Below are 14,348 nucleotides of genomic sequence, written 5' to 3' on the forward strand. Positions count from 1 at the left end.
GCGTCCAGTCTCCGTAGGGCGCGGCCCGGCGCCGTCCTCGCACACATGGCGCGGGCCCCAGTCGTGTGCCGATCGCACCCCAGGCCCGCCCGCTCAGCTCCCACAAGGAAGTACGTTCGATGTCCCTTGTTGAATTCTGGGACTATCTGGTCCTAGGGGTGGTGCTCGGCTCCATCTATGCCGTCATCGCCATCGGTTACACCCTCGTCTACGGCGTTCTCCAGCTGATCAACTTCGCGCACAGCGAGGTGTTCATGCTGGGTGCCTACGGCGGTCTCATCGCTCTCACCGTTGTGGTGCCGGGGGATGCTCCCTCCGGCCTCGCCTCGGTCGGTTATGTGCTGCTCGGCCTCGGCGCCGGCGCGGCCTTCGGTGCTTTCACGGCGTACGGCCTGGAGAAGGTGGCCTATCGGCCGCTGCGCCGCAGAGGTGCTCCACGGCTCATCTTCCTGATCACCGCGATCGGTGCCTCCTTCTTCCTGTACAACCTCGCGGGCAAGCTCTTCGGCCGTGATCCGCTGCCGATGCCCGAGGCGTACGCGAACAAGAAGGTTCTGTCGGTCTTCGGCGCCGATCTGAATGTGACGCAGCTGCTGTTGCTGGCGTCGGCCGTGGTCATGATGGTCGGTCTCGACCTGGTGGTGAACCGCACCAAGCTCGGTTCGGGTATCCGTGCGGTGTCGCAGGACGCCGAGGTCGCCGGCCTGATGGGCGTGGACATCGACAAGGTCGTCTCGCGTACTTTCGTCATCGGTGGTCTGCTCGGCGGTGCCGCGGGCTTCCTGTACGGCACGTTCACGCAGGTCAAGTTCGACATGGGCTTCATTCCCGGCATCACGGCGTTCGCCGCGGCGGTCGTCGGAGGTATCGGCAACATCCGCGGTGCCATGCTCGGTGGTCTGATGCTCGGCATCGTGGAGACCCTGACGGTGCCGATGTTCGGCGGCGAGTGGCGTCACGTCGGCGCGTTCGTCGTGCTGATCGGTGTACTGATGTTCCGGCCGACCGGCATCCTCGGTGAGCGCGTGGGGAGGACGGCATGAGTACGAACACGTCCGTGAAGTCGCCGTCCGCGGCGGCGAAGCTGCGCCGGACCGCGTGGTACCAGCAGCCGCGTTTCAAGCGGCTGGGCGCCCTGGTGGCGCTGGGTGTCGTGCTCACCTTGATGGTGGGCGAGCAGGGCAACACCCGTGATCTGTTCTACTCCGTGAAGACCAGTTTCACCGGGGTGAATCTCTGGATCTGCCTGGGCATCGCTGTGGCGATCTGGCTCGTGCGGGAGTTCGGCTCCCAGCATGTGTCGAAGGCGGCTGAGGGTGCCAAGTCGGCGACGAGCTGGGGCCCGTTGGCCCAGGCGCGCGAGGCGATGCGCACCCAGCCCAAGGTCAAGTGGGCGGTGATGATCGCGCTGCTGCTCGCGGTGCTGTTCATCCCCGGTCAGCTGACGGGTTACTGGCAGACGGTGCTGATCGACCAGATCGCGATCTATGCGCTGCTGGCCATCGGTCTGAATGTGGTGATCGGCTGGGCCGGCCTGCTGGACCTGGGCTTCGTCGCCTTCTTCGCGGTCGGTGCCTACAGCGCGGCGTTCTGGACGGGCAGTCTTCCGGTGGAGCCGCCGGTCGTCCTGAACAACTTCCTGATCATTCCGGTGGCCGTGGTCACGTGTCTGATCGCGGGTGTGCTGCTCGGTGCGCCCACGCTGCGGCTGCGCGGTGACTATCTGGCGATCGTGACGCTGGGCTTCCACGAAATCGTGTACCTGGTGGCGAAGAACGCGGACGGGATCACGAACGGTCCGGCCGGTGCGCGGCAGGTGCCGAAGTTCTCCGCCTTCGGGTACGAGTGGACGCTGGAGCGGATGCCGTACTGGTATCTGCTGGTCACGGTGATCGTGATTCTGATCATTGTCTTCGCGCGGCTGGAGCACTCCCGGGTGGGTCGTGCGTGGACGGCGATCCGTGAGGACGAGGTGGCCGCTGCGGCCAATGGCGTCGACACGGTCCGCTTCAAGCTGATGGCGTTCGCGATCGGTGCGTCGACCTCCGGTGTCGCCGGTGTCGTCTACGCGAGCAAGGTCGGGTACTTCAACCCGGAGAACTTCATCATCCTCAACTCCATCCTGGTGCTGTCCTACGTCATCTTCGGTGGCATGGGATCGATCCCGGGTGTGCTGCTGGGTGCCGCGATCCTGGTGTGGTTGCCGGAGGTGCTCCGCGACTTCGTGGATCCGGCCGACCGTTACATGTACCTGGGTGCGCTGCTGGTGGTCATGATGATCTACCGGCCGCAGGGTGTGTGGCCATCCAAGCGCCGTCAAAGGGAGTTGAAGATGGCGCAGGAAGGCATCGGTGACGCCGATGCGATGACGGAGCCGGCGGGAGGTGCGGTCCGATGACGACGGATGTGACGAAGGGCGTGGTCACGGCGGCCGACGGCTCTGGGGCCGGTCACGACCATGTTCTCGAGGCGTCCGGTGTGACGCTTCGGTTCGGTGGTCTGACCTGCCTGGACAGCGTGGACCTGGGAATGCGCCGCGGCGAGGTTCTCGCCGTGATCGGTCCGAACGGTGCGGGTAAGACGTCGCTGTTCAACTCGCTGACGGGTGTGTACAAGCCGCAGGAGGGGCGGATCACGTTCCTTCCCAAGGACGGCGGCGAGAAGCAACTGCTCGGCAGCAAGCCGCACATCGTCAACCGGCTGGGTCTGGCGCGTACGTTCCAGAACATCCGGCTGTTCTCGGCGCTGACGGCGTTGGAGAACGTGAAGATCGCGGCGGAGACCCGGCTGAAGGCCGGTCCGGTGTCGATCATGCTCGGTCTTCCGAACGCCCGTAGGGCGGAGCGGGAGAGCGACGAGCGGGCCCTCCGGCTGCTGAAGTTCGTCGGCCTGGAGAACAAGATCAACGAGATCGCGGGCAGTCTCTCCTACGGCGACCAGCGCAGTCTGGAGATCGCGAGGGCGCTGGCCACCGATCCGCAGGTGCTGCTGCTCGACGAGCCGGCGGCGGGTACGAACCCGACGGAGAAGCTGGAGCTGGAACAGCTGATCCGCCGGATCAACACGGATCTGGGCGTCAGTGTGCTGCTGATCGAGCACGACATGCGTCTGGTGATGTCGGTGGCGGACCGGGTGATGGTCCTCAACTTCGGTAAGAAGATCGCCGAGGGGACGCCGAGCGAGGTGCAGCAGCACCCGGCGGTGATCGAGGCCTACCTGGGTGCTTCGGCGTCGGAGGCGCCGGCGGAACCGGTCCAGGCCGTGATCGCCGAGCAGCGTGGCCCGGCGGACGAGTCGGGTTCGGACGGCGAGTCGGGTTCGGACGCCGGGTCCGGTTCGGGCGTGGCATCTTCGGACGAGGAGCCGTCCTCGGACGATGCTGCGTCGTCGGACGAGACGGCGCCGGGTGGTTCCGCGTCGGACGAGGAGAGCGGCAAGTGAGCACGACGACCGAACTCGAGAAGGGCGCCGGCGGGACCGGCACCCCGCAGGAGACGCTCCTCGAACTCAAGGGTGTCCGGGTTTTCTACGGCGCCATCGAGGCGATCAAGGGCATCGACCTGACCGTCCGCAAGGGTGAGATCGTCGCTCTGCTCGGTGGCAACGGCGCAGGCAAGACGACGACGCTGCGCACGATCTCCGGCATGCTCCAGCCGCGTCACGGCGAGGTGCTGCTGCATGACGAGCGCATCGACGGCATCAAGTCGCACGAGCTGGTGCGGTTCGGCATCAACCACGTGCCGGAGGGCCGCAGGGTCTTCGCGCGGATGACCGTGCGCGAGAACCTGGAGATGGGCGCCTACCGTTTCAAGTCCGCCGATGCGGCCGAGATGGACCGGGTGTTCACGCTCTTCCCGCGTCTGGCGGAGCGGCGCAGCCAGCTCGCCGGCACTCTGTCGGGCGGTGAGCAGCAGATGCTGGCGATCGGCCGTGCCCTGATGGGCAAGCCGGAACTGCTGCTGCTGGACGAGCCGTCGATGGGTCTGGCACCGCTGATCGTGCAGCAGATCTTCGAGATCATCGAGGAGATCAACAAGCAGGGTACGACCGTGCTGCTGGTCGAGCAGAACGCCACTCAGGCTCTGGGCCTGGCCAACCGCGGCTACGTCCTGGAGACGGGTGCGGTCGCGATGTCGGGTCCGTCGTCGGAACTTCTGGCCGACTCCAGGATCCGGGAGGCGTACCTCGGTGAGGGCGCGGCTTGACGGTTCGGTGACCGTCGGCGGGGCCGGGAAGCCTTCGGGCTTCCCGGCCCCGCCCGCGTTGTGCGGGCGCGCGTCGCTGCGCTCCGGAAAATGCGGCGGACTTCCGGATCGTGGTGTTGCACACTGCCGGGCATGGACATCACGATCAGGAGGATCGAGCCGGGGGAGTACGCCGAGCTCGGTGAGCTGACCGCGCAGGCGTATCTGCGGGGCGGTCTGCTGGATTTCGGCGAGGACGACCCGTATCTGTCGGTGCTGCGGGATGTCGCGGGGCGGGCAGCGGGGTCCGAGGTGTATGTCGCGGTCGACGGGCCGGGCACGGTGGTCGGCGGGGTCGCGTTCGTGCCGGACGGCGGGCTGTGGGCCGACATCGCGGGACCGGGCGAGGCGGAGTTCCGCATGCTCGCGGTCTCTGAGCAGGCGCGTGGCCGCGGGGCGGGCGAGGCGCTGGTGCGTACCTGCGTCGAGCGGGCACAGGCCGTCGGCTGCGTGCGGCTGGTGCTGTCGACGCAGAGTGGCATGCACGCCGCCCACCGGATTTACCGTCGGCTGGGTTTCGTGCGTACGCCGGAGCGGGACTGGGAGCCGGTCCCCGGCCTCGGGCTGCTGACGTACGCGCTGGAGCTCTGAGGCGGCTTCTGGCGCGCCCCGGCCGGCTCTGGGCTGTGCTGCCGCATTCCTGGGGCGTGGCCATTCCGGCCACGCAAAGGGGGATCAGCTCCTTCATGCGGAAGGCGTTCTCGGTGACGGGTTCGATGAGCTGGGTCTCGACCTGGCTCTGGGCGACGCAGGCGCGTACGGAGAGGCCTTCGGCCTGGAGTTCGTCGAGGCGGGGGCCGATGTGATCGTGGTGCTCGACGGGTGCCGGATCACCGAACGGGGCACGCACGACGAGCTGACGGCGTGACGGGTCGGGACGCGCGTCACCGCCCGGGCGGGAACGCCGGTTTCCGCGGCGAGGAAGTCCGGCTCCCGCCGGTGAGCACGCCGTGCGCCGAGCGCCGCGGCCTCGATGTGTGCGTCTCGGGCAGCTGAGGGGCTGGCTGGAGCGGTCGTGCGGCCCGTCCCGGCCCTCGGCCCGGAAGCGGGCCATCCATCGGTGCGCGCACTGCCGTGAGACTCCCAGCTCCTTGGCCACATGCGCCACCGGGCGCAGGTCGTGCACGACACGGCGGATCAGAAGGCCTCTGCCGTGAAAGGTCGGACGGGCGTTGGCGTGGGCCACCAAGACCTCCGGTTGTGGTGAAGACAGACATCTCCACTACGCCCGGAGGTCTCTTCTTGATCAACTACCGATGCGAGTAACCAACCTCATGGCCGAGCACATCCAGGGCTCAGCCCTGGGCGTCGCGCAGCAGGCAGGTCAGCCGTGCCGTGCAGACCCGCTTGTCCTGGTCGTCGGTGATGACGATCTCGTACGTGGCGGTGGACCGGCCGCGGTGCACGGGGGTGGCCACGCCGGTCACCTGTCCCGAGCGGACGCCGCGGTGGTGGGTGCAGTTGAGGTCCACGCCGACGGCGATCTTGGTGCTGCCGCCGTGCATCATCGAGCCGACGGAGCCGAGCGTCTCGGCGAGCACGGCCGACGCCCCGCCGTGCAGCAGTCCGTACGGCTGGGTGTTGCCCTCCACCGGCATCGTGCCGACGACGCGGTCGGCGGAGGCCTCCAGGATCTGCACGCCCATGCGCGTGCCGAGGGTCCCCGCGGAGAACAGCGCGGGCAGGTCGATGCCGAGGGCGGCGTACTCGTCGATGACCTCTTGCGGGAACTTCACGGTGGTCTGCTCGCCCATGGGCCGGCTCCGATCGTCGTCAGGTCTCGTGCTCGCCTGAGCGGACGCTTAGGCGGACGGTGATTGTTCCAGACGCACGATGACGGACTTGCTGGCGGGGGTGTTGCTGGTGTCCGCGGTGGAGTCCAGCGGGACCAGCACATTGGTCTCCGGGTAGTACGCCGCTGCGCAGCCGCGCGCGGTGGGGTAGTGCACGACGCGGAAGCCGGGGGCGCGCCGCTCGACGCCGTCCTTCCACTCGCTCACGAGATCGGTGTACGAGCCGTCGGCCAGACCCAGTTCGCGGGCGTCGTCGGGGTTGACCAGGACGACCCTGCGGCCGCCCTTGATGCCGCGGTAGCGGTCGTCGAGGCCGTAGATCGTGGTGTTGTACTGGTCGTGCGAGCGCAGCGTCTGCAGCAGCAGCCGGCCCTCCGGGACCTCGGGGTACTCGACGGGCGCCGCCGTGAAGTTGGCCTTGCCGGTGGCGGTGGGGAAGCGGCGCTCGTCCCTCGGGGCGTGCGGCAGGGTGAAACCACCGGGACGGGCGATCTTCGCGTTGAAGTCCTCGAAGCCGGGGACCACACGCGCGATCCGGTCGCGGATCGTGCCGTAGTCGTGTCCGAACTCCTCCCACGGCGTCGGCGAACCGGGCCCCAGCACGGCGCGTGCCAGCCGGGCCACGATGGCCGGCTCGGACAGCAGGTGGGGACTCGCGGGCGTGAGGTTGCCCCGGGAGGCGTGCACCATGCCCATGGAGTCCTCGACGGTCACGACCTGCCGTCCTCCGGCCTGCACGTCCTTGTCGGTGCGGCCCAGGGTGGGCAGGATCAGCGCCCGCCGCCCCGTGACGCAGTGCGAGCGGTTCAGCTTCGTGGACACGTGCACGGTCAGCCGGGCGCGGCGCACAGCCGCCTCCGTGACCGCGGTGTCGGGGCTGGCCGACACGAAATTGCCGCCCATGGCGAAGAAGACCTTCGCCATGCCGTCGCGCAGCGCCGCGATGGACCGGACCACGTCGAGGCCGTGGTGGCGCGGCGGCGCGAAGCCGAACTCCTTCTCCAGGGCGTCCAGGAAAGCGGGGGAGGGCCGTTCGAAGATGCCCATGGTGCGATCGCCCTGGACGTTGGAGTGGCCGCGCACCGGGCAGACGCCGGCGCCGGGGCGGCCGATGTTGCCCCTCAGGAGGAGGAAGTTGACCACCTCGCGGATGGTGGCGACGGAGTGCTTGTGCTGGGTGAGGCCCATCGCCCAGCACACGATGGTGCGCTCGGAGGCGAGCACCAGGCGCAGGGCCTGCTCGATCTCGGCGCGCTCGAGCCCGGTCGCCGCGAGGGTGGCCTCCCAGTCGGCGGCCCGGGCGGCCGCGGCGAAGTCCTCGAAACCGTGCGTGTGGTCGCGGACGAACTCCTCGTCGACAGCGCCGTCGGTGTCCAGGATCAGCTTGTTCAGCAGCCGGAACAATGCCTGGTCGCCACCGATGCGGATCTGGAGGAACAGATCGTTCAGCGCGGTGCCCTTGACGATGCCGCGGGGTGTCTGCGGGTTCTTGAACCTCTCCATTCCCGCCTCCGGCAGCGGATTCACGGAGATGATCTTCGCCCCGGAGGTCTTGGCCTTCTCGAGGGCGCTGAGCATGCGGGGATGGTTCGTGCCCGGGTTCTGCCCGGCGACGATGATCAGGTCCGCCCGGTACAGATCCTCCAGCGAGACGCTGCCCTTGCCGATGCCGAGGGTCTCCGTGAGCGCAGAGCCGGAGGACTCGTGGCACATGTTGGAGCAGTCCGGGAGGTTGTTGGTGCCGAACTCGCGGGCGAACAACTGCAGCAGGAACGCCGCCTCGTTGCTGGTGCGGCCGGAGGTGTAGAACAGTGCCTCGTCGGGCGACTCCAGCGCGCGGAGCTCCTCGGCGATGATCGCGAAAGCCCGCTCCCAGGTCACCGCCTCGTACCGGTCGGCGCCCTCGGGGAGGTACATCGGCTGGGTGATCCGGCCCTGCTGGCCGAGCCAGTAGCCGCTGCGGTTCGCGAGGTCGGCGAGCGGATGCGCGGCGAAGAAGTCGGGCGTCACCCGGCGCAGGGTCGCCTCCTCGGCGACGGCCTTCGCCCCGTTCTCACAGAACTCGGCGACATGGCGCTTGTCGTCCTCCGGCCAGGCACAGCCGGGACAGTCGAAGCCGTCCTTCTGGTTGACCTTGAGCAGGGTGCGGGCGGAGCGGCCCACTCCCATCTGCTGCTGTGCGACGCGCAGCGTGTGACCGATCGCGGGCAGGCCCGCCGCCGCATGCTGCGGGGCCTCGACCTGCGGTGCGTCCTGGACCGGATCACCTGCGGGCGGCTTGCTGGCCATCGCGCTCTCCCTTGAGCCGTGCCTGTGCGATACATCTTTCGTTACGTCTCCGATCCTGTCACGCCGCTGTGACAGCCGTCCCCGCCGGGTCGCGCCGGTCGGGAAGGTCAGCCGGTCGGGAATGTCAGTAGTACGTGGCAGGATCGGGGTCGTGGCTGAGACGGCATCGAAGAAGACGGCAGACAACCGACCGCGCCTGCTCCTCATGGACGGGCACTCTCTTGCGTACCGGGCGTTCTTCGCGCTGCCCGCGGAGAATTTCACCAGCGCGAGCGGCCAGACGACGAACGCCGTCTACGGCTTCGCGTCGATGCTGGCGAACACGCTGCGCGACGAGGCGCCCACGCATTTCGCCGTGGCCTTCGACGTGTCCCGCAAGACCTGGCGCTCGGCCGACTTCCCCGAGTACAAGGCGAACCGCTCCAAGACCCCTGACGAGTTCAAAGGCCAGGTCGAGCTGATCGGCGAGCTGCTCGACACGATGAACGCGGTGCGCTTCGCGGTCGACGGCTTCGAGGCGGACGACATCATCGCCACGCTCGCCACCCAGGCCGAGGCCGCCGGCTTCGAGGTGCTGATCGTCACGGGTGACCGGGACTCCTTCCAGCTGGTCAGCGAGCGCACCACCGTGCTCTACCCGACCAAGGGCGTCTCCGAGCTCACCCGCTTCACGCCGGAGAAGGTCGAGGAGAAGTACGGTCTCACCCCGCAGCAGTACCCGGACTTCGCCGCGCTGCGCGGCGACCCGTCCGACAATCTCCCCGGCATCCCCGGCGTTGGAGAGAAAACGGCGACGAAGTGGATCAACCAGTTCGGCTCGTTCGCCGACCTCGTCGAGCGCGCCGGCGAGGTCAAGGGCAAGGTAGGCCAGGCCCTCCGCGACCACCTGGAGTCCGTCAAGCTCAACCGCCACCTGACAGAGCTGGTCCGCGACGTGGAGCTGCCCAAGACCGTGGCCGACCTCGAGCGGGCGCCGTACGACAGGACGGCCCTCAAGGGCTTCCTCGAGGTCCTCGAGATCCGCAATCCGAGCCTGCGGGAGCGACTGCTCGCCGTCGACCCGGGCGCGGCCGAGGAGGAGGCCCCCACCCCCGAGGCCGGTGTCGAGCTCGACGGCACCGTCATCGGCGCCGGGGAGCTCGCGCACTGGCTGGACCAGCACGGCGAGCAGCCGCTCGGTGTGGCCACCGTCTCGGCCTGGGCGCTGGGCGTCGGCAACGTCAGCGAGATCGCGCTGGCGGCCGCCGACGGCAAGGCGGCCTGGTTCGACACGACACAGCTCGACGAGTCCGACGAGCGGGCCTTCGCCGCCTGGATCTCCGACCCGGCCCGGCCGAAGACGATGCACAACGCGAAGGACGCGCTGCGGGTGTTCCCCGAGCACGGCTGGAGCATCGCCGGCGTCACCATGGACACCGCGCTCGCCGCGTATCTGGTCAAGCCCGGGCGACGGTCCTTCGCGCTGGACGCCCTCTCCGTCGAATACCTCCACCGGGAGCTGGCCCCCGCGTCCGCCGACGGACAGCTCGCCTTCGGCGCCGACGAGCAGGCCGAGGCCGACGCCCTCATGGCACAGGCCCGGGCGGTCCTCGACCTCGGAGAGGCGTTCGGCGAGAGGCTGAAGGAGGTCGGCGCGGCCGAGCTGCTGCACGACGTGGAGCTGCCCACCTCCCTGTTGCTGGCCCGCATGGAGCGCCACGGCATCGCGGCCGACCGCGCCCATCTCGAAGCGATGGAGCAGCAGTTCGCCGCGGCCGTGCAGCAGGCGGTCAAGGAGGCGCACGCGGCGGTGGGCCACGAGTTCAACCTCGGCTCGCCCAAGCAGCTCCAGGAAGTCTTCTTCGGAGAGCTCAACCTCCCCAAGACGAAGAAGACCAAGACCGGTTACACCACGGACGCGGACGCGCTCGCCTGGCTGGCAGCGCAGACCGACCACGAGCTGCCGGTCATCATGCTGCGCCACCGCGAGCAGGCCCGGCTGCGCTCCACGGTCGAGGGCCTGATCAAGACGATCGCCGCCGACGGCCGCATCCACACCACGTTCAGCCAGACCGTCGCGGCCACGGGCCGGCTGTCGTCCACCGACCCCAACCTGCAGAACGTGCCGGTGAGGACTGACGAGGGCCGCGCCATCCGTCGCGGGTTCGTCGTCGGCGAGGGCTTCGAGTCGCTGATGACCGCGGACTACAGCCAGATCGAACTGCGCGTGATGGCGCACCTCTCGGAGGACGAGGGCCTCATCGAGGCGTTCACCTCCGGTGAGGACCTGCACACCACCGTCGCCTCCCAGGTGTTCTCCGTCGAGCGGTCCGCCGTCGATGCGGAGATGCGGCGGAAGATCAAGGCGATGTCGTACGGGCTGGCCTACGGGCTGTCGGCCTTCGGCCTCTCCCAGCAGCTGAACATCGAGCCCGCGGAGGCACGGGTCCTGATGGACACGTACTTCGAGCGGTTCGGCGGGGTACGGGACTACCTGCGGCGCGTCGTCGACGAGGCGCGGGCCACGGGCTACACGGCGACCATGCTGGGCCGCCGGCGATACCTCCCCGACCTCAACAGCGACAACCGCCAGCGCCGCGAGGCGGCCGAGCGGATGGCTCTCAACGCGCCGATCCAGGGCACGGCGGCGGACATCGTGAAGGTCGCCATGCTGAACGTGGACCGCGCGCTGACGGAGGCGAAGCTGTCGTCCCGCCTGCTGCTCCAGGTCCACGACGAAATCGTCCTCGAGGTCGCACCGGGCGAGCGCGACCAGGCCGAGGCGCTGGTGCGCCACGAAATGTCGTCGGCGGTCTCGCTGCGGGCGCCGCTGGACGTGTCGGTGGGCGTGGGACACGACTGGGAGTCGGCGGCGCACTGATCTGACGTCGGGGGCGGCGTTGCTGCGGCCGTAGGGGTCCGCGCGGGCGGCCCGATCGGGTGACGCGTCGCCCGGGGGCCTGCCGGCCCGTGCTGCGCCGCCCGATTGTGACGCGTCGCCGGGAGGTGGCCGGTCGGGGTATCGCCGCCCAATACAGGGCCGTGCGGTCTGCTTGCGGGTCGCCGGGAGGCGGCCGTTGGGGGCGTAGCCGCCCCACGCGGGGGCAATGCCCCAGACGAGCGGGCCACCCTCAGGCCACGTCCGTGCGGCCCGGTCGGCGGCCACGGCGACCCACGCGGAGGCCGCCTCAGGCCACGCCGGCGTGGTCCCGGTCGGTGGGGTGCGGCGCGAGGGCATCGGTCGGTCGGCGGTCCCGCCAGTGGAGCCGGACCGCCGCCCCGTACAGCACCAGGCCGGCCGCCAGGCCCGCGCCGGCGCCGAAGCAGGCTGTCGGGATGATGTCGAGGGGCGTGTCGACCCGGCCCCAGTGCTGGTACCAGCGCACACAGCGGTGCACGACACCCGCCAGGACGCACAGGGCGAGCAGCCCCGCCGCCGACAGGCGGGCGCGGCGGCCGAGCACCGGGACGGGCGGCAGCTGCGGCGCCGGCAGCCGCCGCAGGGCGGACGAGACGAACCACACCAGCGCGACCAGCGCCACAACCGAACTGCCGTACTGCGTGTACGTGTAGAGCGGGAAGCCCGCCACGACCTCGCCGAGCACCGGCACCATCCGTACACCCCACCGGTCGAAGTGGGTGAAGGCGTCCCACACGACGTGTGAACTCGCCCCGATCACCGCCGATACGTAGAACCACAGCGCTGTGGCCAGGGGCGGACGCCCATGCACCGGACGCCCCCGCAGCAGGGTGTGCACCCGCCCCTGCCACGCCGTCGGCAGCAGCGCCACGAGCGGGTCACGCATCATCAGCCAGAGCGCCACGAGCGCCGCGGTGATGGCGACGTCGACCGTCAGCACCCCGAGCGGCCCGTGTGTCACGCTCCCGAGCTGCATTGCCGCGGGCGAGACGCTCGCTACGAAGTACGTCGTGTCCGGCGCGAACGAGCCGAGGACGAGAGCCGAGGCGCACAGCGGGCCGCGGGCGCTGCCGTTCCTGCGGATGCCCGGAAGCACCGCCGCGGCGTGGCTGAGTGTGAACGGCATGGTGTCGCCCCCTGAGACCTTCGTAGATCAGTCGGGCCCAGTATGCGTGATGGCGCCTTGGCCGATCGGTACGACGATGAGGTGGCGAAGTGGTGAATAGCGGTCAGGGGCCGGTGCCCCGATGCCGCAAGGTGCACTAGGGTCACGTGAGTCCGCGCTGGGGAGCGCGAACGGCCGCCCATGGGGAGGGGAACCAGACGTATGGCAGCGCAATTCGGCCGCCGACTGCGCAGGGGAGCGACAACGACCGCGGTGGCCGCAGCCGCCGTGGCCGCACTCTCCGCATCACAGGCCCCCGGTGTCACGCCCGCCGCCTCGGGCGCCGGTCAGGAAGCCACGGACGCCACCCCGCCGCCCGGCACCCCGGTCACCGGCAACTCGCCGTACTACACGGACCTTCCCCCGCTGAACACCCCCGACAAGCCGGGCACTTCGATCGATCTGCCGGTCACCGGTCCGGGCGAGGCCGGTATACCGGCGACCGTCCTCGCCGCCTACAAGCAGGCCGAGCAGACCATCGCGGCGTCCGACCCGGCCTGCCGTCTTCCGTGGCAGCTGCTCGCCGCGATCGGCAAGGTGGAGTCGGGCCAGGCCCGCGGCGGCCGCGTCGACGCCAACGGCACGACGCTCTCCCCGATCCTCGGCCCGGTTCTCAACGGCGTCGGCTTCGCGAACATTTCGGACAGTGACAACGGCGCCTACGACGGCGACTCGGTTCACGACCGAGCCGTCGGGCCGATGCAGTTCATCCCCGAGACCTGGGCGGCCTGGGGCCAGGACGCCAACGCGGACGGCCGCAAGGACCCCAACAACATCTACGACGCGGCGCTCGCCGCGGGGCGCTACCTCTGCGCCGGCGGCCGGGACCTCGGCAACAAGGACGACCTCGACAGGGCGATCCTCGGCTACAACCAGTCGCGGGAGTACCTGCGTACGGTGCTGTCCTGGTTCGAGTACTACAAGCGCGGGACGCACCAGGTCCCCGACGGCACGGGTGTGCTGCCGGTGGGCGACGGCCCCGGCTCCTCGACCCCGCCGACGACCCCGAGCCCCAAGCCCACGCCGACGCCGAACCCGGCGCCCCCTGGAACGAAGCCGACTCCGCCGCCCGCAAAGCCGGCCCCGACGACTCCGCCGCCGACGACTCCGCCGGCCACCCCGCCGCCGACGACTCCGCCGGCCCCCGCCCCGGTGGCGCGCATCGAGGACGCCGGGACCGGGCCGCTGACGTCCGTCGCCGGTGGCGAGTTCAGCGAGCGGCCCACCGTCAGGGCCGAGAACGCCAAGGGCCTGCCCGTCCAGAAGGTGGCCGTCCGGTTCATGGTCGTCGGCGACACAGACGCCCGCTTCTCCGGCGGGCACCAGAGCGTCGTGCTGGCCACCGGCGCCGACGGCACGGTCAGCGCCCCCGCGCTGCTCGCGGGTGAGAAGACCGGCACGTTCACCGTGCGCGCCACGGTCGTCGAGCGCTCCCTGCCCGGCGTCGAGTTCGGGGCCACCGTCACCGAACGGCAGGCGGACAGCATCGTCCGGACGGACGAGAAGGCGCTGACGGCCACCGCCGGCGGCGAGTTCGCGGACGTCATCCGGGTCAAGGCTGCCTGCGACGGCGTCGCCGCCTCGGGTGTCGCGGTCACCGCCACGATGATCGTTTCCAAGGAGGACGCGGCCGAGAACGGCAGGGGCCCGTACTTCAAGGAGGACGGCAAGGTCGTGCGCACCCTGACCGGGCTCAAGACCGGCGCCGACGGCGTCCTCGAGCTCCCCAAGGTCTACGCGGACGACGCTGAGGGCACGTTCCTGCTGCGCCTGACCGCCCCCGGCGGCGGCAGCCTGGACATCGAACTGAACGTGACGGCACCGGCACCGAGCACGACCCCTGAACCCTCGCCGTCGACCTCCCCCTCGCCGTCGACCTCTCCCTCCCCGTCGCCCTCTGCCTGACCCGCACGCACCGCGCACCGTCCCTCTCCCGCCGCCAGGGAGAGGGGCGGTGC

10 protein-coding genes and 1 pseudogene are annotated in these 14,348 nt (G+C 69.8%); 7 read left to right on the forward strand and 4 right to left on the reverse strand.

Annotated elements, in window-relative coordinates; translation table 11 throughout:
- Window positions 1–119: 119 nt before the first annotated feature.
- The 5 genes from ACZ4SA_RS32140 to ACZ4SA_RS32160 all read left to right on the forward strand — a co-directional run bounded on the left by ACZ4SA_RS32140 (window position 120) and on the right by ACZ4SA_RS32160 (window position 4,835).
- Window positions 120–1,043 (forward strand): branched-chain amino acid ABC transporter permease, encoded by a 924-nt coding sequence (locus ACZ4SA_RS32140; protein WP_468281433.1) that lies wholly within the window; start codon window positions 120–122, stop codon window positions 1,041–1,043.
- The gene (locus tag ACZ4SA_RS32145) at window positions 1,040–2,398 is read left to right on the forward strand and encodes a branched-chain amino acid ABC transporter permease (protein WP_468281434.1); all 1,359 of its coding nucleotides are present in this window, start codon (window positions 1,040–1,042) and stop codon (window positions 2,396–2,398) included. The genes ACZ4SA_RS32140 and ACZ4SA_RS32145 overlap by 4 nt, the downstream gene beginning before the upstream one ends.
- Entirely contained in the window at window positions 2,395–3,441 is a 1,047-nt protein-coding gene (locus tag ACZ4SA_RS32150) for an ABC transporter ATP-binding protein (RefSeq protein ID WP_468281435.1), read from the forward strand. The genes ACZ4SA_RS32145 and ACZ4SA_RS32150 overlap by 4 nt, the downstream gene beginning before the upstream one ends.
- Window positions 3,438–4,205 carry an ABC transporter ATP-binding protein gene (locus tag ACZ4SA_RS32155; protein WP_468281436.1) on the forward strand — a complete coding sequence of 256 codons (768 nt, stop codon included), beginning with the start codon at window positions 3,438–3,440 and terminating at the stop codon, window positions 4,203–4,205. The genes ACZ4SA_RS32150 and ACZ4SA_RS32155 overlap by 4 nt, the downstream gene beginning before the upstream one ends.
- A 132-nt stretch (window positions 4,206–4,337) precedes the next feature.
- Window positions 4,338–4,835 carry a GNAT family N-acetyltransferase gene (locus ACZ4SA_RS32160; RefSeq protein ID WP_468281437.1) on the forward strand — a complete coding sequence of 166 codons (498 nt, stop codon included), beginning with the start codon at window positions 4,338–4,340 and terminating at the stop codon, window positions 4,833–4,835.
- 273 nt (window positions 4,836–5,108) lie between these two features.
- On the opposite strand, the pseudogene ACZ4SA_RS32165 reads toward ACZ4SA_RS32160, so the two are convergent.
- The 3 genes and pseudogenes from ACZ4SA_RS32165 to ACZ4SA_RS32175 form a co-directional block, all read right to left on the reverse strand.
- Window positions 5,109–5,430: pseudogene (locus ACZ4SA_RS32165) on the reverse strand (leucine zipper domain-containing protein); the annotation flags it as partial.
- A 109-nt stretch (window positions 5,431–5,539) separates the two neighbouring features.
- Complete coding sequence (locus ACZ4SA_RS32170; protein ID WP_468281438.1) at window positions 5,540–5,998, reverse strand: PaaI family thioesterase; 459 nt, start codon at window positions 5,996–5,998, stop codon at window positions 5,540–5,542.
- Between the two features lie 48 nt (window positions 5,999–6,046).
- The gene (locus ACZ4SA_RS32175) at window positions 6,047–8,326 is read right to left on the reverse strand and encodes an FdhF/YdeP family oxidoreductase (RefSeq protein WP_468281439.1); all 2,280 of its coding nucleotides are present in this window, start codon (window positions 8,324–8,326) and stop codon (window positions 6,047–6,049) included.
- Between the two features lie 205 nt (window positions 8,327–8,531).
- Between ACZ4SA_RS32175 and polA the strand changes: the two genes are divergently transcribed.
- Window positions 8,532–11,186: a DNA polymerase I gene (polA, locus tag ACZ4SA_RS32180; RefSeq protein WP_468281458.1), complete on the forward strand. Its 2,655-nt coding sequence runs from the start codon at window positions 8,532–8,534 to the stop codon at window positions 11,184–11,186.
- A gap of 307 nt (window positions 11,187–11,493) precedes the next feature.
- On the opposite strand, the gene ACZ4SA_RS32185 is transcribed toward polA, so the two are convergent.
- On the reverse strand, window positions 11,494–12,351 hold the full coding sequence (locus ACZ4SA_RS32185; protein WP_468281440.1) for a DUF4184 family protein: 858 nt from the start codon (window positions 12,349–12,351) through the stop codon (window positions 11,494–11,496).
- Window positions 12,352–12,552: 201 nt separating this feature from the next.
- Here ACZ4SA_RS32185 and ACZ4SA_RS32190 point away from each other — a divergent pair, with 201 nt between their 5' ends.
- Window positions 12,553–14,295, forward strand: coding sequence for a lytic transglycosylase domain-containing protein (locus ACZ4SA_RS32190; RefSeq protein WP_468281441.1), 1,743 nt, complete (start codon window positions 12,553–12,555; stop codon window positions 14,293–14,295).
- Window positions 14,296–14,348 lie beyond the last annotated feature (53 nt).

The organism is Streptomyces sp. NPDC027962 (assembly GCF_055566095.1).